General features: G+C 43.1%; 20 protein-coding genes and 1 pseudogene. 10 read left to right on the forward strand and 11 right to left on the reverse strand.

The window, feature by feature from the left end:
- Positions 1–34 precede the first annotated feature (34 nt).
- Positions 35–649, forward strand: a complete 615-nt coding sequence (locus P3L47_RS18620; RefSeq protein ID WP_277781710.1) for a flavodoxin family protein — start codon at positions 35–37, stop codon at positions 647–649.
- 104 nt (positions 650–753) lie between these two features.
- On the opposite strand, the gene P3L47_RS18625 is transcribed toward P3L47_RS18620, so the two are convergent.
- Positions 754–1,002, reverse strand: coding sequence for a hypothetical protein (locus P3L47_RS18625; RefSeq protein WP_277781711.1), 249 nt, complete (start codon positions 1,000–1,002; stop codon positions 754–756).
- 70 nt (positions 1,003–1,072) lie between these two features.
- Between P3L47_RS18625 and P3L47_RS18630 the strand changes: the two genes are divergently transcribed.
- Together P3L47_RS18630 and P3L47_RS18635 are read left to right on the forward strand one after the other, a co-directional pair.
- Positions 1,073–1,582 (forward strand): HXXEE domain-containing protein, encoded by a 510-nt coding sequence (locus P3L47_RS18630; RefSeq protein ID WP_277781712.1) that lies wholly within the window; start codon positions 1,073–1,075, stop codon positions 1,580–1,582.
- Positions 1,583–1,813: 231 nt separating this feature from the next.
- A complete protein-coding gene (locus P3L47_RS18635) occupies positions 1,814–2,380 on the forward strand; it encodes a sugar O-acetyltransferase (protein WP_277781713.1) in 567 nt (188 codons plus the stop codon).
- A gap of 626 nt (positions 2,381–3,006) precedes the next feature.
- On the opposite strand, the gene P3L47_RS18640 is transcribed toward P3L47_RS18635, so the two are convergent.
- Positions 3,007–4,041 carry an alcohol dehydrogenase gene (locus tag P3L47_RS18640; protein WP_277781714.1) on the reverse strand — a complete coding sequence of 345 codons (1,035 nt, stop codon included), beginning with the start codon at positions 4,039–4,041 and terminating at the stop codon, positions 3,007–3,009.
- A 114-nt stretch (positions 4,042–4,155) separates the two neighbouring features.
- Here P3L47_RS18640 and P3L47_RS18645 point away from each other — a divergent pair, with 114 nt between their 5' ends.
- The gene (locus P3L47_RS18645) at positions 4,156–4,938 is read left to right on the forward strand and encodes a zinc-binding metallopeptidase family protein (RefSeq protein WP_277781715.1); all 783 of its coding nucleotides are present in this window, start codon (positions 4,156–4,158) and stop codon (positions 4,936–4,938) included.
- Here P3L47_RS18645 and P3L47_RS18650 read toward each other — a convergent pair.
- Both P3L47_RS18650 and P3L47_RS18655 read right to left on the reverse strand, forming a co-directional pair.
- Positions 4,862–5,278, reverse strand: a complete 417-nt coding sequence (locus tag P3L47_RS18650) for a putative quinol monooxygenase (protein ID WP_277781716.1) — start codon at positions 5,276–5,278, stop codon at positions 4,862–4,864. The two genes, P3L47_RS18645 and P3L47_RS18650, sit on opposite strands and share 77 nt — an antisense overlap.
- Before the next feature lie 47 nt (positions 5,279–5,325).
- On the reverse strand, positions 5,326–5,814 hold the full coding sequence (locus P3L47_RS18655; RefSeq protein WP_277781717.1) for a cyclophilin-like fold protein: 489 nt from the start codon (positions 5,812–5,814) through the stop codon (positions 5,326–5,328).
- Positions 5,815–5,996: 182 nt separating this feature from the next.
- On the opposite strand from P3L47_RS18655, the gene P3L47_RS18660 reads away from it, so the two are divergent.
- Positions 5,997–6,908: a helix-turn-helix domain-containing protein gene (locus P3L47_RS18660; RefSeq protein ID WP_277781718.1), complete on the forward strand. Its 912-nt coding sequence runs from the start codon at positions 5,997–5,999 to the stop codon at positions 6,906–6,908.
- A 5-nt stretch (positions 6,909–6,913) separates the two neighbouring features.
- Here P3L47_RS18660 and P3L47_RS18665 read toward each other — a convergent pair whose 3' ends face one another.
- From P3L47_RS18665 to P3L47_RS18680, 4 genes are all read right to left on the reverse strand, one after another.
- Positions 6,914–11,161: an acyl-CoA dehydratase activase gene (locus tag P3L47_RS18665; RefSeq protein WP_277781719.1), complete on the reverse strand. Its 4,248-nt coding sequence runs from the start codon at positions 11,159–11,161 to the stop codon at positions 6,914–6,916.
- Positions 11,162–11,255: 94 nt separating this feature from the next.
- Positions 11,256–11,873, reverse strand: coding sequence for a TetR/AcrR family transcriptional regulator (locus tag P3L47_RS18670; protein WP_277781720.1), 618 nt, complete (start codon positions 11,871–11,873; stop codon positions 11,256–11,258).
- A gap of 172 nt (positions 11,874–12,045) precedes the next feature.
- Positions 12,046–12,966, reverse strand: a complete 921-nt coding sequence (locus P3L47_RS18675; protein ID WP_165359884.1) for a cation diffusion facilitator family transporter — start codon at positions 12,964–12,966, stop codon at positions 12,046–12,048.
- Between the two features lie 69 nt (positions 12,967–13,035).
- The gene (locus P3L47_RS18680) at positions 13,036–13,791 is read right to left on the reverse strand and encodes a class I SAM-dependent methyltransferase (RefSeq protein WP_277781721.1); all 756 of its coding nucleotides are present in this window, start codon (positions 13,789–13,791) and stop codon (positions 13,036–13,038) included.
- A 257-nt stretch (positions 13,792–14,048) separates the two neighbouring features.
- Here P3L47_RS18680 and P3L47_RS18685 point away from each other — a divergent pair, with 257 nt between their 5' ends.
- The 4 genes from P3L47_RS18685 (at position 14,049) to P3L47_RS18700 (ending at position 17,704) form a co-directional block, all read left to right on the forward strand.
- Positions 14,049–14,876 (forward strand): carboxymuconolactone decarboxylase family protein, encoded by an 828-nt coding sequence (locus P3L47_RS18685; protein ID WP_277781722.1) that lies wholly within the window; start codon positions 14,049–14,051, stop codon positions 14,874–14,876.
- Positions 14,877–14,880: 4 nt separating this feature from the next.
- Positions 14,881–15,693 (forward strand): AraC family transcriptional regulator, encoded by an 813-nt coding sequence (locus P3L47_RS18690; RefSeq protein ID WP_277781723.1) that lies wholly within the window; start codon positions 14,881–14,883, stop codon positions 15,691–15,693.
- A gap of 133 nt (positions 15,694–15,826) precedes the next feature.
- Positions 15,827–16,990 (forward strand): aldo/keto reductase, encoded by a 1,164-nt coding sequence (locus tag P3L47_RS18695; protein WP_277781724.1) that lies wholly within the window; start codon positions 15,827–15,829, stop codon positions 16,988–16,990.
- Between the two features lie 72 nt (positions 16,991–17,062).
- The gene (locus tag P3L47_RS18700) at positions 17,063–17,704 is read left to right on the forward strand and encodes a flavodoxin (protein WP_277781725.1); all 642 of its coding nucleotides are present in this window, start codon (positions 17,063–17,065) and stop codon (positions 17,702–17,704) included.
- A 250-nt stretch (positions 17,705–17,954) separates the two neighbouring features.
- Here the strand turns inward: P3L47_RS18700 and P3L47_RS18705 are convergent, their stop codons facing one another.
- Positions 17,955–18,389, reverse strand: coding sequence for a DUF6078 family protein (locus P3L47_RS18705; protein ID WP_277781726.1), 435 nt, complete (start codon positions 18,387–18,389; stop codon positions 17,955–17,957).
- Between the two features lie 304 nt (positions 18,390–18,693).
- On the opposite strand from P3L47_RS18705, the gene P3L47_RS18710 reads away from it, so the two are divergent.
- Positions 18,694–19,680, forward strand: coding sequence for an aldo/keto reductase (locus tag P3L47_RS18710; RefSeq protein ID WP_277781727.1), 987 nt, complete (start codon positions 18,694–18,696; stop codon positions 19,678–19,680).
- Here the strand turns inward: P3L47_RS18710 and P3L47_RS18715 are convergent.
- A pseudogene (locus tag P3L47_RS18715) lies at positions 19,675–20,103 on the reverse strand (helix-turn-helix domain-containing protein); the annotation flags it as partial. The gene P3L47_RS18710 and the pseudogene P3L47_RS18715 sit on opposite strands and share 6 nt — an antisense overlap.
- A gap of 108 nt (positions 20,104–20,211) precedes the next feature.
- Complete coding sequence (locus tag P3L47_RS18720; RefSeq protein ID WP_277781728.1) at positions 20,212–20,442, reverse strand: winged helix-turn-helix transcriptional regulator; 231 nt, start codon at positions 20,440–20,442, stop codon at positions 20,212–20,214.
- Positions 20,443–20,587: the final 145 nt, after the last annotated feature.

Raw genomic sequence — 20,587 nt, forward strand, 5'->3', positions numbered from 1 at the left:
AAACTGCTACTTTTGTCCAATAAAGATTATATATATGAAAGTGTTACTTATTAATGGAAGTCCCCGGAAAGAGGGAAATACATTTCTGGCTTTGTCTGAAGTGGCAACAGCTTTGGAACAGAATGGCGTCGAAACCCGTATCATCCAACTCGGCAATAAAGCCGTACAAGGTTGCATTGCCTGTAACAAGTGCAACGAATTGGGGAGATGCGTTTTCAAAGATAAACTGTATGAAGATATACGTGAAAATCTTCAGGATATAGATGGATTGATAGTAGGTTCTCCCGTATATTACGCCGGGCCTAACGGTTCGCTTTGTGCCATCCTTGACAGAGTATTTTATTCCTGTTCGGATATGCTTGCATACAAGCCGGCAGCCGCAATTGCAGTCTGCCGACGTGGCGGAGCCAGTGCTACCATCGACCGGCTGAACAAATATTTTACGATCAACAACATGCCTGTCGTCTCTTCGCAATACTGGAACATCATACACGGCCGCCTGCCCGGCGAGGCTGCACAGGATGCCGAAGGTTTACAAATCATGCGGACACTCGGTAAGAATATGGCCTGGTTACTGAAAAACATAAAAGCCGGGGCACAGCCATTGCCGGAAACTGAAGAGCGGCAAATAACGAACTTTATCAGATAATATTATCTGTCTCATCTGTAGACATTCAGAGACATAATCACAAAATCAGCCAGATTGTTATGTATTAAACAATCTGGCTGATTCAACTAACAAGCTATAAGAAATTATAATTCGCCTATTTCTTCAACCGACAACCCAGTGCATTGGGCTATCGTTTCGACTGAAACTCCCTGCTTTTTAAAGTTTGTTGCAATAAGGCGTTGTTCTTCTTTCTTGCCTTTCTTTAAACCTTTTTCCTCGGCTTCCTCCACAGCATATTCCAGCGTAGCACGCCAGTCACGGTAGATTTTCAGATTCCCTTCATAGTGTGCCAAATGTTCGTATAAAGGACTACAAGATGGTACACCCTTCATACAAATGAATTTTGGAATATCAACATTCTTATTGAAATTTCAATAACTTTGTAATTCAAAATCAAAGTAAATGGGCAATTCTGAAATCATTATATATCTGTTACCTCTCGTCTTTATGATACATGACTTTGAAGAGATAATAGGCTTCAAAGCATGGTTTACAAAAAATGGTACATGGTTACAAGCTAAATATCCCCGATTTAGAGAACAAATCAGTCATTTAGAAACAATGTCCGTACCTTCTTTTGCATTAGCAGTCGCAGAAGAATTCATACTGATTAGTATAGCCACAATAATTTATTTACTTTTTGAATGGCCTTATGCATGGCTAGCCTTTTTTACTGCATTTGCTTTTCATATAGGCATACATATCATTCAATTTATAATTATCAGAAAATATATTCCTGTCATAATAACTTCCTTTTTATCTATTCCCTATATTATTATCGGGATCGATTACATCATTCATTCATTTTCCTTCAAAGAAATTGCAATCTGTTTCTCCATAGGATTATTGGTTGCTATTACTAATTTAATATTGGTTCACAAGATAACACCTAAACTAGATAAACTTATATAATATTGAGAGCAATTAATTCTCAAAACCACATATTCCCAGGCCATCATAGTATTGAATATATAAAATCCAATATAGAGAAATATTTGGAATTTTATGGTAAACGTACAAAGGAATAGTAGAATGGTGTAAAAACCGTAAAAAGGGTAATCTTTCCCCTGGTTTGGGTATAGAACAGGATGTATATTTCTTGTAATTTTGCATTATGAAAATATACATCTAAAAATTAAGCTTATGATACTCAAGGATTTTTTACAAGTTATCCGGACACGGGGGCCACTCAATACACCGGAAATCCATCGTTTCATGGATGAGATGAGCAACGAGGCACGACGCATTACCTTCGAACTGAACGGTTCCTATCATACCTCCGACGAGGTTCGGGCATTACTTTCGCGATTGTTCGGATACGAAGTCGATCCGACACTGCGTGTATTTCCTCCATTCTATACTGATTTTGGAAAGAATATACAAGTTGGTAAAAATGTTTTTATCAATGCCTGCTGTCACTTTCAGGATCACGGTGGTGTTACGATCGGTGATGATTGTCAAATCGGACACAACGTTGTGTTCGCTACCCTCAACCACGGCCTTGCACCGGAAGACCGTAAGACAACCTATCCTGCTCCCATTGTACTTGGCAAAAATGTCTGGATCGGTTCGAATGCCACTATTTTACAAGGCGTAACCATTGGCGACAATGCCATCGTTGCAGCAGGAGCTGTCGTAACAAAAGACGTGGCTGCAAACACGGTAGTTGGCGGTGTTCCGGCAAAGTTCATCCGGAACATAGAAATATAAAACGAAGCATCACATCTTCAAAAATTTCTCAACAAAAATTTCACAAAATAAATCCTTCATTCCTTCATCCTTGATCTAACAAGCTGGTTATTGATATTTTGTACATGAAGGAATTTTGACAACATGAAGGAAACAGATTTATTGGGGGCTGAAATCTTCATATTCCTACCTAAAATTCCTACCTGATTCAACTTTATATGCCAGGTAGGGAGTAAGGTTGAAATAATAAGCAGTAAGGATATCTATAATTACTTATTATTATGAGAGTTACTATCTTTTTATTGTTTGTCAATTGTCAAACGCTTATAATACAACTATCGAACAAGCGTTTGATAACTGACAAACAAGCGTCCGACAGATAACAAATAGGAAAAAAGAAAGGACAACCAGGCTAAGCCTCAGTTATCCTTGCACTAAAATAACATTAGCATACAAATAACCTTTCGGTGGATACTCCCTCTTTTTATCGTTTCGGAATCATCATTAGTGAATGAAAAAACGACAATTCAAAAGACATTCCTTCATCCTGACAAACATCCTTCATCAATAAAAAACACATAATCAAATAGTTAATATAACAACATGAAGGAATGAAGGATTTATTTTGAAAACTTTTTATTGTATCACTAAACCGAAATAGCCACCTTCACAACCCCATCCAAACGATTTTCAAAGACACGATAAGCCTCTTCAATCTCGTTCAACGGAAATTTGTGAGTAATAAGCGGAGTGGTGTCTATCTTACCCTGCTCGATCAATTCAAGAATCTCGGCACAGTCGCAACCGTCCACGCCTCCTGTTTTAAAGGTCAGGTTCTTTCCATACATATCCGGTAAAGGAAGAAGTTGGGGTTTATCATAGAGGGCAACAACGGTGACAATCGCATTGGGTCGGGCACAATCCCAAGCCAAACGGAAAGTATCTTCGCTACCCGCTACCTCCAGGACCACATCTGCACCGCCGTAATCGCTGTTACGAAGTACGAAATCCTTGCAGTTTTCGGGTTCTGTCACCAGCACATCCGGGTAATGTTCACGGACAAACCGGATTCTTTCAGGGGACTTTTCACAGACAATGATCCGTCGTGGCTTCTTCAGCATCACACAAAGCAATGTACAGATACCGGTAGGACCGGCACCAATGATAAGCACTGTATCATCATTGGAAATCTCCGAAATGCGGGCTGCCCAAAAACCTGTGGCCAACACATCACCAACAAATAGAGCTTGCTCGTCGCTAACCGTCTCCGGAATACGGTTTAATCCACTGTCGGCATAAGGGACCCTGACATATTCTGCCTGACCGCCGTCTATACGACATCCTAAAGCCCAACCGCCATTGGGATCCGTACAGTTGTTGACATACCCATGTTTGCAAAAGAAGCATTCCCCACAGAATGTCTCTACATTTACGGTTACCCTGTCCCCCGGTTCGACGGAAATAACATCAGGACCTACCTGCTCCACAATACCGACCATCTCATGCCCTACCGTTATTCCGGGTACGGCACGTGGCACACTACCATGTTTAATATGCAGGTCACTCGTACAGATACTACCCAGCGTCACACGCACGATAGCATCACGTGAATCTTTTATTTCCGGTTCCGCCTTCTCGCGCAGTTCGAATTTACCATGTTCAATATATGTATATGCAAGCATAATCTCTTTCTGTTGATTAATAGATTTTACAAAGATAGCGATTACACGATAATCATATCCTACTCTTAAAAAAACTTCCTACTTTTGTATTCGAAAAACATATCCATAATATTCATGCAACATAACTCTCTATCGTATTCCACCCTGCTCCAACGTCTCACCATCGACAGCAAAGACGATGGGAATAAATTTACGATCTGCAACCGGGTAGATGAAATAAAAAGACTGCTGGAATCAAGTAATTACCGGTTAATTCACGAAGGACCTCTTTCACTTATTTATGCCCGGCAAACAGATCCGGCCGAATGGAACACACTCATATCCTCTCATATCGATTGTGTCTATCAAAATTGCTTTATGGAAGAGGCCGGTGATTGTTGGAAAGGGACTTTCGACAACAGTGCGACGAATGCCGTAATCATCGACCTGATGCTGCGTGATGAACTGAATAACAATGTAGTTATAGCATTTACCGGGGATGAAGAAATCCATTCGGGTGGCGCCATCGAAGTGATGAATGTGTTGCACAAAGACAAAGTTCACCTCGCCCTCGGCATCATACTGGACGTAACCGAAGAGGGATGGGAAGACGAAGCGGCCTTTTCCATAGAGAATGACCGCGGATTCGATATACTGACAGGTTATCATATCATTCAACTCCTCCAGTCTTCAGAACAACCTTGCACGCTGGTTCATCAAGCCGAACCGGATGAAACCTGGGATTACGGCAAAGGTATTGAAGGTATTTTCCCTCCTCTCCCTTGTCTTAGTCTTTGCCTACCGGCTTCAGGGGAACTTCATGGAGAAAAAGGAGTCCTGATCAGAAAGGCCTCGGTCGAACCGTATTCACGGCTGTTGAAGGAGATTTCATCTTTAACCCGGGAATCAACGGAGTAGTATCGATCAGTTCCAGATGTTTTACCATATCGAGCGTTCCCTGTTTGTATTTCTGGAAATGAGGAGTTTCGATGTGGCTTTTATAGGCAGTTTCATCCGCATAGATTTCAAGTATAGTCACCTTATTCGGATGATCCTTTTCAGCCATTGCATAAAGTAGCAGGACACCCGGCTCCAACCGCATGGAGGCTTCTATCTCTTCCTTCAGATGAGCATTATATTCAGCTAACCGTTCCGGATCGACTGTAATTTTCGACAGACGTACCATATTTTCAGTTTCTTGTGCGATTACCGGAATAATCACAGCTGTGAGCAATAAAACGATTAGTAACTTCTTCATTTGCTTTATTTATTTTGTTTCTTATCTCAAACCAAACTTCGCTGGTTTTATTGTCTTTCAAATTTCACCGCTATATCACCCACCACATTCAAAACCCCGATACCATCACCGTCGATACGACCGATCTTAATCAGATCGTTGCTTCGCGACCAGTTTTTACAGAAAATAGCGACATTACCCCACGGTACATAAATCGTAATATCACCGGGTGCGGGTGAGCAGCCCCGTGTCACACCAGCCGTCGTCAGCGCAGGCGACGGATAAAAAATCTTTTCAGTAATATTGTTATAATCATTCAGAGTCACCTCCAAAGGCAAACGCGAGAGGAAATCTCGTGCAGCAGCATTGTCTTCCATCGTAGCCGTAATCGTCCGGCTCCCGACTGTAATATTTAGTTTCATAGATGTTATAGGAGTTTCGGGTTGTTCAGGTTGTTCAGGTGTTTCAGGCATCACCGGATCATCGTCCGATCCTCCACAGGCAGCCATCGACATAACGGTCAACAGCATCAATGGAATTAATAAAAACTTTTTCATATCACTACTATTTATCAGATTATCTTTGTTTTAATTATTCTGATACAAAAATAGAGTCTCAGAAACACCGGGACTTTATACATTTTACTGATAATTGTATCCTAATCATGGATTCTGAAACAACGATAGAAATCGTATGAAGAAAAGAACTACATTTGTAATGTATAAAAATAGAAAGAGATATGGAAGAGATCAATAAAGATGAAATTATCGAACTAGACAGCGTAGATCGTTACAACAAAATCTTCGGACTTGAAACCCAGCATCCTTTGGTGAGTGTCGTCGATTTGGCCCAGTCCACACAATGGCCTGAAAGAGCCTGGTTCCGATATGGGGTGTATGCACTATTCCTGAAAGATGTCAAATGCGGTAACATCAAATATGGTCGTCAATACTATGACTATCAGGATGGAACTATCGTCTGCTTCGCTCCGGGACAGGTAACCGACCTGGAAATGCTACCGAACATACAGCCTCATGCACACGGTATTCTCTTTCATCCTGACCTGATACATGGTACCGCCCTCGGTCAGGAAATCAGAAACTACTCTTTCTTCTCTTACGAGACCAACGAGGCACTCCATCTTTCCGAAGAAGAGCGGCAAACTGTCATGGACTGCTTACAGAATATTTCAAACGAACTGAAACATGCCATCGATAAACACAGTCGTCGGCTGATCTGTGCCAATATCGGATTATTACTCGACTACTGTATGCGTTACTATGAACGTCAGTTTCAAACACGGGCTGAAGTGAATAGCGACATCATCGTCCGCTTCGAACAGTTACTGAATGATTACTTCGAGGGAGACGCACCGCAAAAAGAGGGATTGCCATCCGTGAAATATTTCGCCGACAAAGTCTTCCTTTCCCCCAACTATTTTGGCGATATGATACGTAAACAAACTGGACGTACCGCCTCTGAGTATATACAGGACCGAGTAATAGGAGTGGCAAAGGAAAAATTACTCTCATCCGACAAAACGATGAGCGAAATAGCTTACGACCTCGGCTTTCAGTATCCACAACATCTCAGCCGCATGTTCAAACGGGTAGTTGGAATAACTCCCAATGAATATCGGATGCAGAACTGAGCCCCTTAATCATTCATCAGGAAATGTAACCTGTTCTGTAAATTCACCTCTGCCATGCCGCCATCGACATCCAGATACAGCAGGTTCATTTCCGGATAGAACTTCCTCAACCGTTTCTCAATACCTTTCGCTACAATATGATTGGCAATGCAGCCGAACGGCTGAATGCAGACAACCCTCTTTATCCCCTGACGGGCATAGCTGGCCACCTCTCCGGCTATCAACCAACCTTCACCGAACTGATTGGACAAATCCAATATCTCCGAAGCATATTTTGCCTTTACATATATTGATTTGGACGGCACATGAAAACGACAACTCTTCACGATTCCTTCCACCTTCCTGATCTTGTCATTCATATATTTCCAGAATATAGGACTCAGGCAATGCTTAAAGAGATTATCCTTCTGCAAACCATTCTTTACATTGGCCAGAGAATTTACGAAATATTGCATCACGAAATCAATGATAGGAGGCGTGACCACTTCCATATTCCGAGAACGAAGCCATTCGGTGATATGAGCCTGTCCGTAATTATTGTATTTCACATAGATCTCCCCTACCAAGCCGATCTTCGTAAACTCACGGTCGTAGATGTCAACTCCGTTAAAGTCGGCCACAGCCTGTTCCAACAAGGAAAGCAACGCTTTATGATCGTTTCTGCGGATCGCTTCCACCCCCCTGTCGATATAGAAATCAAACAGATGCTGCGTCTCCCCTTTCTTCTTTTCCCGAATGATCGTACTGCTATACATCTGCTGCAATGCATCCGCATAGAGAAGCATATAAACGACAATATCCATCAACTTAAGAACCGGAAGTTTAAACGCCTTCTGATCGTTCTGGAAAACCTCTCCGGCAGCAAATACCAACACCGGAATATTGGAAAATCCCGCATTCATCAAACCTGATTTGATCTGTGCCAGATAGTTCGTAGCCCGGCACTGACCGCCTGTTTGCGTAATGGCAACCACAACATCATCCAGGTCATATTTACCCGATTGCAACGCCGTGATAATATCTCCCAAAATCAATGTGGAAGGATAACAGACTTCATTATGCCCGTAGACAAGTCCGGCCTCCGCTGAAACCGTATTGGTCTTTGGCAGATTGACGATCTTATAACCTGCCAGTTCTCCGAGAGCCGGGATGAAAGGCGAGATAAAATCGGCAAACCAGGGAGCGAGTATCGTCTTTTGCCTGTCCTCTTTCTTATAGGCAACATCATAGCCCTGGAATGTCTTCGTTCCTGTTACCGGATCAGGTATTATCACCTTCAAAGACTCGATCAGGGAACGCATACGCAACCGGACAGAACCCGGACTGGCTATTTCGTCGATACGTAAGATCGTATGGTTCTTGCCAGCTTGCTTCAATATTTCCCCGGTTTCATCCATAAAGAAAGAGTCGGGACCACAGCCGAAAGAGTTCAGTTGTACCAATTGCACGTTCTGGGGAAGTTTTGCGACTTCCATGGCTGCTTGTACGACCCGGTTAGGATAAGACCATTGCGAGACGATATTCAGTTTACCGAACCCTTTACTTTCCTTATGACGGAAAATATCATCGGTGAACACATATACTCCCATATCCGAAAGGATCTGCCCTACCTTCTGATGGATCAGTGGGTCTGTATGATAAGGTCTGCCCACTACCACGAATACCAGCTTATTCTCTCTGACCGCCTGGTCGAACAAAGCTTTTTGTTTATCCCGCAAAGCATCTTTCGTCTCATTGCGTTCTTTCAGCGCTTTCACAAAGGCTTTTCTAAAAACAACCTCCGATACGCCCAAAGAAGAGAGATAAGTAAAACAAGCTTTCTCCAGTGCTTTGTCATTACTAAAAGTAACGACAGGTTTGTCGAACGGAATACCGAACTTTTCCTCCGGTTCCATAGAACTCCGGATCACATCCGGATAACCGCTCACGACCGGGCAATTGTATGAATTGATCGATGAGTCGAACTCTTTTTCTTCCTTCACGATCATCGGATAGAAAATACGGTCGACCTTTTGCTCTGCCAATGCCAGGATATGCCCGTGCACCAACTTGGCCGGAAAACAGATGTTGTCAGACATCACACTCCCGACTCCTTTTTGGTAAAGAGCCGTCGTAGACTCGGGAGACAATACCACTTCCAAATTACATTCGGTAAGCAAGGTATGCCAGAAAGGATAATTCTCAAACATATTCAGCACCCGCGGAATACCAATCCGCAAACCGGATACAGACGTCTGCTTTTCACCACTACGGGCAAAAAGAATCTCATTCTTTCTGTCAAAAGCGTTATAGCCTTTCTCCGCAGCCGTGGCTTTGCTAAAAAACACTTTCTCGCATTTATTTCCTGCATAACAAATATTCCCGTTATCAAACCGGAAACGAAGGATCGAACATTTGTTCGTACATCCTTTACACTGTAATTCTTTTGTATCCACCGTATTTACATCCGGCAATACTTCCTCTCCGGTAAACAACGTCAGCTTCTTATCAGCCTGCCACATCTTCCGGGCATATAAAGCAGCTCCTAACGCTCCCATCAGTTCGGGATAGTCGGTGGTACTGACCGATTTGCCGGACAGGAGTTCGAGTGCACGGTAAACAGCATCGTTGCGGAACGTTCCGCCCTGCACCACGATATGTTCTCCCAAAAGGTTAAGGTTCGTAATCTTCAGCACCTTGAACAGACAGTTCTTGATGACCGAATAAGCCAGACCTGCTGCAATATCGCCTAATGCCGCATTTTCACGCAATGACTGTTTCACCTTCGAATTCATAAAAACAGTACAGCGTGAACCCAGCTCACTGGGATATTCTGCCAGGCAGGCTGCTTTCGTGAACTCTGAAAGCCCCATATTCATGGTTGCCGCAAAGTTCTGAAGGAAAGAGCCGCAACCGGATGAACAGGCTTCATTCAGCTCGATATTCGATATGACTCCATTGCGGGTGAATATGGATTTCATATCCTGTCCGCCGATGTCCAGTACGAAGGAGACTTCCGGGTCTACATATTGTGCACCGGATAAATGCGCCATCGTTTCCACGATCCCGTAATCGAGATTTAATGCCGACTTGATCAGGTCTTCCCCGTAGCCTGTCGCCGCAGATGAGATAAAGCGGAATGTAACTCCTTTGTTTTTGGCTTCCCGGTAAAATCCGTTCAGTCCCTCGATCACCTTCCTCAGGGAATTTCCCTGGTTGGTGCCATAGAACGTATAAACGATATCACTGTCCGTATCCATGATCAGTATCTTGGTCGTCGTGGAACCGGAGTCGATACCCAGGAAGCATTCGATATTTTTCTTCGAACCGAGTTCTGCCCGTTTTAAAGGTTTTACCTTCCGGTTCTCTTTCCAGGACTGATATTCCTCTTCACTAGCGAATAAAGCAGGTAATACATCTTTCCGTTTATGATCCTTTATTCCCAGCTTTTGTATCAGCAAGGATATGTCTTCGATTGTCTCTCCCTCCCGGTTATAAAGGGCTGTTCCCCATGCCGGAAAATACTCACTGTTTGCCGGAACGATCAGATCTGCTTCATCCAGCTTCAGTAGTTCGACAAAAGAGTCTCGTAATGCAGGGATAAACGTCAGCGGACCGCCTATACAAAGTATTTTCGGTTGTATATCGCATCCACGGGCAAGCGTAGTCACACTTTGCACAGCGACAGTCCGCAAGATCGACATGGATATATCAGGAACCGGCACGTTGCGCGAGATAAGGTTTTGTACGTCCGTTTTCGCAAATACACCGCAACGGGAAGCTACCGGGTATAACTTTTCATACTTCAGCGCCTGACGCCCCAGTTCTTCGACAGGAATATTCATCAGGTCGGCCATCTGGTCGATAAAAGCTCCCGTTCCGCCGGCACAGCTTCCGTTCATACGGATATCCGGTTGTTTTCCGTCTTTAAAGAATACCATTTTGGCATCTTCACCACCCAGATCTATCAGCGTATGTGTGTCCGGATATTCTTTATCTACTACTTCTATAGATGCAACGACTTCCTGAACAAAAGGAATCCCTGTCCGTTCGGATATCCCCATGCCAGCCGATCCCGTAATGGCTATCGTAAACCGGCAATCAGGGAATCGGGAAGTGACAGTATTCAGTTCTTCAACAAATAAGGTATTAAAATCGGCCTTATGACGTCTGTAAACTTTGTAAATGATTTCATTCCGATCATTCAAAACAACAACTTTCAATGTAGTAGAACCGACATCGATCCCGATACTACAAATAGTATTTGGTTTCATATTAAAACGATTATAATAAATCTATACGACAATCTAAATTGAGGGTTATATTATTAGTGGTTACCCTGGTATTATATATGTAGCAGATAAAAACTTATGGTCTCAACCCACTAAAGATCAAATCAATCACACGTTTCTTGTGTGCTGCCAAAATTTCATTATATTCAGTTTCCGACCGGTTCGCTATCCGGATGGCCAATCCCCTGAACATAAACGGGAATACACATAACGACAAGATATTTAAGCCCAGGTCGATTGCCGGAATATCCTTTATCGTTCCCTTTTTCACTTCCTCAGCTATCCTTTCGGACAATCTTGTAAATATTGCCAGAGGATCACGTTCCAGCAACTTCCTGATCAAAGTATCGGGACTCTGATTGACTTCATTCAGGATAAAAATAGGAATCTGAGGATATTCGGACAATATCTCATAATAGGTACTTATCCATGCTTCTACCATATCGTAGAATGGCATATCCGATGTCAAAGTTGCGGAAACACGTTTAAAGAGAATTTCAAATGCTTCGTCGAATATTATCTCGAAAAGATTATACTTCGACTCAAAATAATATTTTATGTGGGCAACATTAGTACCTGAAGCTGCCGCTATATCGCGGATACTGGTTCCGGCATAGCCATTTTTAATAAATAAGTCACGGGCTACATTCAGTATCCGGTCACTTACATCCGATGTCGATTGCTTTTTCACCATACTAATTTAAACGATTGTTTAAGCAAACTTAAACGATCGTTTAAACGTGACAAAACATTTACTGTTAATAATCATCAACGCAATGACCAAACGTATCTATCTAAATACCTAACAGTTATACAGACGTATTGATTATTGCTGCACCCCTGATTTATACCTGCATCTAAAATATTTACTGTTTCACCATATCTCTGTCGATACCGAATTTCTCATCCGTCTGACATTTTCCGGCAGGTTCCACATGGACTAAAATATCATATACATTGTCTATCGAGTCTTCTATACTCTTCTCTACTTCATCGGCAATCTCATGGGCACGCATTAAAGTCATTTGCGGATCTACTTCTATATCAAGCGTAATCAGATACAGATTACCTACCATTCTCGACCGGACACGATGCGGATTACCTGCACCGGGAACTTTCTCCACAGCTTCAAATATCTTATTATATACGTTGACATCTTTCACTCCATCCATCAGTTCGACATTGGAATCCATAAAGATACCGATAGACGATTTGATGATAAAGAGGCTGATCACCAATCCTGTGATCGAGTCGAGTATAGGCAACTTAAATATAAATGTAAATATCAACCCCAACAAGACACCGCATGAAATAACCACATCATTACGCATATTGACAGCATTCGCGATCAGCATGGAACTGTTGATTTTCTTTCCTTGTTTATATTGGTAAGTAGACAACAAAAGTTTACCGACAATAGAAAAGACCGTAACATAGATGGCAATAGCCGATGGAATCTCTTTCGTTTCATCCGAAAAGATACTTTCAACCGACGACACCAACATCTGTGCGCCTGCATAAAAGATCACCAACGAAAGCACCTTTGTGGCAATGCTCTCCGCTTTCTCATAACCGAACACATATTTCTTGGAAGGCGGCTTGTTCATCAAACGTGCCGTAAAGATCATAACAACAGATATAACCACGTCGGTTGCCGAATCAATACCATCTCCTATTACAGCCAAACTCCCCGACAACAAGCCGACAACAATTTTGGATACGGACAGTATCGCGTTGCCTATCGTACTTACCCATGAAGTTCTAATTAAGATTTTCTCTCGTGACATATTATTATTGTGAAAATAAGTGGTAAAAGTAATCATTTTTAATGATCTCACAAGGATCCCCAGACTATACTAACACCGGCAAACGAATATCTGTTTTTCCGAATCATCATTAAATGCTTCCCCGTCAAATCCTCCGTATTTGTGAATAATATTAAAACCGTTCCATTCCAAATATGAATCCAATTCTTGCGGGAAAAACATTCTCATATCCAGATTTTGAATCGAATTGAACTTGCCATTAATAAAGTAATGCCATTCGATTCGATTGATCTGAGTCGTATTTTCATATCGCATTGTCTGCTTTATCAATACTTCTCTTCCATCGTCTGTTGTATAAGCAGCAATTTCCATCGGTTCTTTTTCGCCTTCTACGATATAACGAATATTCGGATTAAAGCAATCCAACAGAAATAAACCTCCGTCTTTGAGATGATTTTTAACGACACTGAATGCCTTAAATAAATCTTCATTTTTATATAAATGATGGATTGAATTAAATGGAATAAAAATAAGGTCGTATTTTTCCTGTAAATTCAAAGTCCTGATATCTGCTTCAATAAAAGGAATTTCCAATCCTGCTTCGGATGCTTTAATCTTTGCCTGGTCAAGCATTGAAGAAGTATAATCAACCCCGGTAATATCATACCCGTCCTGTGCTATTGGAACAGTAAGTCTGCCTGTGCCGCAACAAAGTTCGAGTATTCGGGTATCCTTACCTTTCGGCAGCCACCGTTTATAAAATTGCAAATCAGTTAGGCCGGTATTCATGCCATCATAAATATTTGCATCATAAATTAAATCACCAACTTTATAATCACTATTCATTTATGTCCTCCAAGATTTATTGTTTTATGTTTTATCGATTTGACTTAAGCGATTGTAATTTTACGGTGCTGTACTGTCAAATGACTCGGCATAAAATTAGTGCTTTATTTCAAATCCCCAATAAATTAATACATTGAGCACATCAAAATCAGTAAAATTGGTACAAACTTCCCACTTATCGTTACAACAACTTCTACAGGTCTTGGTAACTTTGCATCAATAAAAACAAATAATTTCATCCTATAAATGAAATAGCAATGAACAAGATTCTTTTAATTTCAGTACTCAGCATTTTAATACTCAATGTCATGGCACAAGAAAAAATAGTACAGACAGCAGGGCGCACCCAATTAGGCGAGTTCGCCCCCAAATTTGCAGAACTCAACGATGATGTCCTTTTCGGCGAAGTATGGAGTCGCACCGACAAACTTGGTCTGCGCGACCGCAGTTTAGTGACCATCACCTCCCTCATTAGCCAGGGTATCACCGACAATTCGCTCGTTTTCCATCTTCAGTCGGCAAAGAAGAACGGTATTACCCGCACCGAGATTGCCGAAATAATCACCCACATCGGTTTCTATGCCGGTTGGCCCAAAGCGTGGGCGGCATTCAATCTGGCCAAAGGCGTATGGGCGGAAGATTCTACCGGTGAAGACGCCAAGGCCGCTTTCCAGCGCGAAATGATTTTCCCTATCGGCGAACCCAATACTGCATATGCACAGTACTTCATCGGTAACAGCTACCTTGCTCCCGTATCCCGAGAGCAAGTATCGATAGCCAATGTTACTTTTGAACCTCGTTGCCGCAACAACTGGCACGTACACCGCGCAAAAAGCGGCGGCGGACAGATGCTCATCGGCGTAGCCGGACGCGGTTGGTATCAGGAAGAAGGCAAGCCGGCGGTGGAGATTCTGCCTGGCACAGTAATTCATATCCCTGCTAACGTCAAGCATTGGCACGGAGCTGCAGCCGACAGTTGGTTCGCTCATTTAGCATTCGAAGTCCCCGGAGAGAATACTTCCAATGAATGGCTCGAACCGGTGACGGATGAAGAGTATAACAAACTCGAACAGAACAAGCAATAAATATATGGAACAATTAGATGTATTCGATTGCTCGAATGTGCTTATAGCGAGCTATTTCACTGACGACCGGGGATGTGCCCACGAAAACAGGGAACATACGCTTATTTATCTGTGCTCCGGTGAACTGGAGATAGAAGAGCGTGGCAAGAAAACCGTGTTGCATCCGGGGGATTGTGCTTTCATGCGGCGCGATAACCGGATGTGGTTGCAGAAAAAGGTCGAGGATGGGAAACCGTACCGTTCTGTCGTGTTGAAATTCTCAAGACCTTTTCTGAGAGAATTTTATCAGACTCTTAACCGGCAACAAATTCCGACTGATTCTAAACGCGATAAAGTAAGTCTGCGTGTATTGCCAGGCAACAGACCGGACATTCGTTCACTGTTCGAATCCATCATACCCTATTTCGATGCAGGTGAAAAACCGTCTGAAGATGTACTGAAGTTAAAAATGATTGAGGGAGTATATGTACTACTCAATACCGACAGGAACCTTTACGCCTCGTTGTTCGATTTTGTGGAACCGTGGAAAATAGACATTCTCGACTATCTGAATAAAAATTATATGTGCGACCTTTCGATGGATGAAATTGCAAGTTATACGGGACGTAGCTTGGCGACTTTCAAACGAGACTTCGCCAAAATCAGTGACCTGACACCACAGAAATGGATTATCAGACGTCGTCTGGAGGCTGCACATGATTTGATAAAATCAGGTAGAAAAAAAGTGACGGAAGCCTGTTTCGATGTGGGTTTCAAAAACCTGTCTCATTTCTCCAAAATATATAAGGAAGCGTATGGGGTTGCCCCATCATGGTAAAAAACAGAGATGTATTTTCATAAAACACTACTTAACTAAATGAACTTTATAACAAACCCTTTTGAGCCTCGCAGCAAAGTCGTTACGAGGCTCTCTTTTTACCTTTGCCTACAGAACATTAAAACAAAAAATTATGGAAAAGAACAATCAAATGAATCTCAGCCGTCGCGGATTTCTCAAGACGGCAACCTTAACAGGAGTAGCATTGACCATGCCCACCGGACTGGATAAAGTCTTTGCAGCGGAAACGAAACAGACGGCAGTCTCCGATAACGACAGCGATGCCGCTCATATTACGGGACATCGTATATTAGGTACGGGAAAGGCAGCTTTCGAGGTATCGACACTCGGCTTTGGTGTAATGGGTATGACTTACAACCGCAGTCAGCATCCAGACAAAAAACAGTGCATCCGATTGTTGCATGAAGCGGTGGATCGGGGTATAACACTCTTCGACACGGCTATCATCTATGGGCCGTTGACTAACGAAAATCTAGCCGGAGAAGCATTGTCCGAATTCAAAAACCGGATCAACGTAACGACTAAATTCGGACATGAAGTTATCGACGGGAAAGCCACGGGTCGTCAGAACAGTCGGCCGGAGACTATTCGTCGCTATTGCGAAGAGTCGCTCCATCGCCTCCGGCTCGAATCGCTTCCCATGTTTTACCAGCACCGCTCTGATCCGGATACTCCGGCAGAAGAAGTGGCATCGACCATTGCCGACCTGATGAAAGAGGGCAAGGTACAACACTGGGGCATGTGCGAAGTCAGTGCCGAGACCATCCGCAAAGCTCACGCTGTTTGTCCATTGACGGCTATCCAAAGCGAGTATCATCTGATGCACCGGCTGGTAGAGGAAAACGGGGTGCTCGATACCTGTCAGGAGTTGGGGATCGGCTTTGTTCCGTACAGCCCGCTGAACCGTGGATTTTTGGGTGGCTGCATCAATGAATACACGGTTTTTGATGTAAACAACGACAACCGCCAAACCCTGCCACGCTTTCAACCGGAAGCGATGCGTGCGAATACCCGTATCGTGAATGTGCTCCAAGCCTTCGGCCGCACACGAGGCATGACTTCGGCACAAGTGGCACTCGGCTGGTTACTCCGGAAAGCACCGTGGATCGTCCCCATCCCCGGAACAACGAAACTGGCGCATCTGAAAGAGAACCTGCGCACGCAGGAATTTACTCTTTCACCCGAAGAATGGAAAGAGCTGGAGGATGCAGTAGCCGCTATTCCCGTTGTCGGAGACCGATACAATGCCGAGCAACAACGTCAGGTAGGCCGCTAAAGAATCAATCCAGCAAGACTTCTCAAACTTTCAGCATTGGAATAATTGTTTAATTATAAAAATAAGAATCATATGAAAAAGTACCTGTATCTACTGTTTGCCACTTTTATAGCGGTAGGATTAAATGCATGTTCTCCCGATGATAATGAGCCGGACAACCCGCAGACCGAGACTCCGGAAACACCCGACAATCCGAATCCGGCCCCAACGGGCAAGACACTGATTGTATATTACAGCTACACGAATAATGTACATTCTATTATCAACGATCTGCAGACGCAAATAGAAGCCGATGTAGTAAGGGTTGAACCTACCGAAAAAGGGATAGACTATGCCGCCAACAATTATGCGATTGGCAGTGCATTGATTCAGGCAATCCAGGATAATCCGAACGATGCGAATTCTTATCCATCTATTGAAACGACAATTGATAACCTGTCCGATTATGACAGAATCATCATAGGCGCACCTCTCTGGTGGAGCAATATGGCTGCGCCCCTGCAAACATTCCTATTTCAATACGGCAGTCAGATGGAAGGTAAAAACATCGGTCTGATCGTATCGAGTGCAAGCAGCGGGATCAACGGTGTCGAGTCCGATGCCAAACGGCTCATTCCGGGCGGAAACTTCCTCACACCAAGCCTATGGATACGTTCATCTCAAACATCCAACTGTCACTCGATGATTGCCGACTGGCTGAATGAGATCAATTAAACAGCAGATAATGATAACACCTCTTTTTATGGGTGATATCGGCATGCAGGAAGTGCAGCGAGCAGCAATTGCACAGTTGGAAAATCCTCTTCCCGTGCAAGACGCTCTGTTCTTTAAATGACAGTGTCTTGTCATGCCGATGAAAATGTTTTGCCATAGTAATGGCAAGAGTCTGCCAAAGGCATGGCAGAGCTCTGCCACTACGATGGCAGTGGCCTGCCAAGCCTATGGCAAAATCCTTTTCCCGTTACTACCAGGCATAATCTTCTACATAGGCATCAAACTTCGGTGGTTCATCAATTCCACATCGTACCAGAATGTGCTGTATCTCTTTTTGTTCGGCAGGAGAAAGTAAACGTTCGCCTTTACGAACCCGATAGTAAGTTCTTTCACTGAAAAGGTTTCTCAAACGAGAGATGACGCTTTTCATCTGTGCGTAAGGCAGGTTATCCAACAAACGTGTAAAGCCTTTGGCATAAATTACTTTCACGTCAGGACGATAATGAGGACACTCCCCCTCCAGTGTAGCCTGGTATTTGGGGCTAATAATCATCCAACGCTCGACGCTGTCCGAAATATCCTGTTCTGCCAACTGTCGCAAACAAGTAGAGGCTTTGGGGCACTCCCGTTTAAGGCATAAAGCATAGTTGAAGGGAATTTCCGGGAAAAGATGTTTTTCTTCCATACTAGTGATAAGTGTTTATTGTGTTAGTTTTCGATATAAGATTAATCAAACCAATCGTGTAAATGTAAGCATTCTTTTGGTGTAAACAGAGTGATTCCGGCAAAAAGATAATGATTTATAATAGCTACCTGTAATTAAGGTTAGTATATCCGTAATCTATCTACCAAATCTATCATACATTCTTCCGTACTTTGCAATAGAAAATAAATCTGCTGACGGCATGCAGTTAATCACCTCAAACGTACATTGGGCACAGAAGAAATAACAGGAAAACGTGACAAGAACTATTATTAAAAAAGAATATATGAAAACAAGAAAATTAGGAAACAACGGGCTGGAAGTGTCAGCCATCGGACTGGGTTGCATGGGTATGAGTTTTGCTTACGATCCCCTTCCCGACCGTAACGAAATGATACAGGTAATCCGTTCGGCCTACGAACTGGGGGAAACATTTTTCGACACAGCCGAAGTATACGGCCCTTATACCAACGAAGAACTGGTAGGTGAAGCAGTTGCCTCTTTCCGGGATAAAGTAGTTATAGCCACTAAGTTCGGCTTCAATATAGTCGATGGCAAACAAGCCGGAACTAACAGTCGCCCTGAACATATCCGTCAGGTAGTAGAAGAATCCCTGAAAAGATTAAAGACGGACTACATCGATTTGCTTTATCAACATCGCGTAGACCCGAATGTTCCTATCGAAGAGGTTGCCGGAACCGTAAAAGACCTCATTCAGGAAGGGAAAGTAAAGTATTTCGGCATGTCGGAAGCTGGAGCTAAAACCATTCGCCGGGCACATGCCGTTCAACCGGTCGCTGCCCTGCAAAGTGAATATTCTCTCTGGTGGCGTCGTCCTGAGGAAGAGATCATTCCTACGTTGGAAGAACTGGGTATAGGCCTCGTTCCGTTCAGTCCGCTGGGCAAAGGATATCTGACCGGAAGTTTTAACAGACAGACTACATTCAGCAAAGAAGATTTCCGCAATAAGCTCCCACGTTTTACACAGGATGCACTCGATGCTAACCAGGCGATAGTCGATTTGCTGAAAAAGATTGCCGCAGAGAAAGAAGCAACGCCCGCCCAAATAGCATTGGCATGGCTGCTGGCACAAAAACCGTGGATTGCTCCCATACCGGGAACGACCAAACTGCACCGTCTGAAAGAGAACCTGGGTGCAGCCGAAATTCACCTGACAGATGATGAATTGAAAAACATCAATGAAGCCAGTTCTAAAATAAAACTGACAGGCAACCGTTATCCCGAAGAACTGGAACGGACAACCGGGTTATAAAGACGAACTTGCGCGTCTATATTCACTGGGTGTCATATTTCCATATTTCTTAAAGAAGCGAACGAAATGTTGGGGATACTGGAATCCCAGTGAATAAGCAACCTGTGTGATTGATTTCTCCGGGTTCAGTAATTCCTCTTTAGCCAAGTTGAGCATTTTCAATTGGATGTACTCTTTAGCAGATTTGCCTGTTTCTTTTTTTACAAGATCTCCAAAATAGTTGGGAGACAGGCAAATCTTGTCTGCAAAATAGTTAACCGTAGGCAATCCTTCTTTAGCGGCAAGTCCGGAATCCAGATATTCGTCAAGCAATCTTTCAAAACGGGCCAATACGTCCAGGTTCATACCCTGTCGTGTGATAAACTGACGGTCATAAAAGCGCATGCAATAATCCAGCAGCAATTCGATATTGGTACATATCAATCCTCTGATCCACTACAAAAGTAATTCGTTTTTTCCTTATCCTCATCATCGCATAGAAAGAAACCGTAATAATGGTAATGCTTCCCGTAGTTTCGGTAAACTTGAAAGTCAAGTTACTTTCTTTTTCCTGTTATCCATAATAGTCGAGAAGTTCTCTTGTCCCCACTGTATTATATTTTCTAGATGAGGTATTAAAGTCATCCCAAAATCAGAAACATAATACTCTACACGTGGGGGAACTTCCGGATATACTTTGCGATGCACCAAACCGTCGGTTTCCAATGAACGAAGTGCTGTTGAAAGCATTTTCTCAGAAATAGACGGGATAAGTTTATACAATTCATTTTATCAAAGTAAAGTAAAGCCCTGCAATGTGATAATTACAGGACTTTACTTTACATCTTTCGAGGGTCGTACGAAAGAAGGAACTTTCTTCTACGTCTGGTAAACAGAGAATAAAAATAATTTGTGCTGCTGACATACT

Origin of the sequence: Parabacteroides chongii, assembly GCF_029581355.1 — a bacterium.
Classification (GTDB): domain Bacteria; phylum Bacteroidota; class Bacteroidia; order Bacteroidales; family Tannerellaceae; genus Parabacteroides; species Parabacteroides chongii.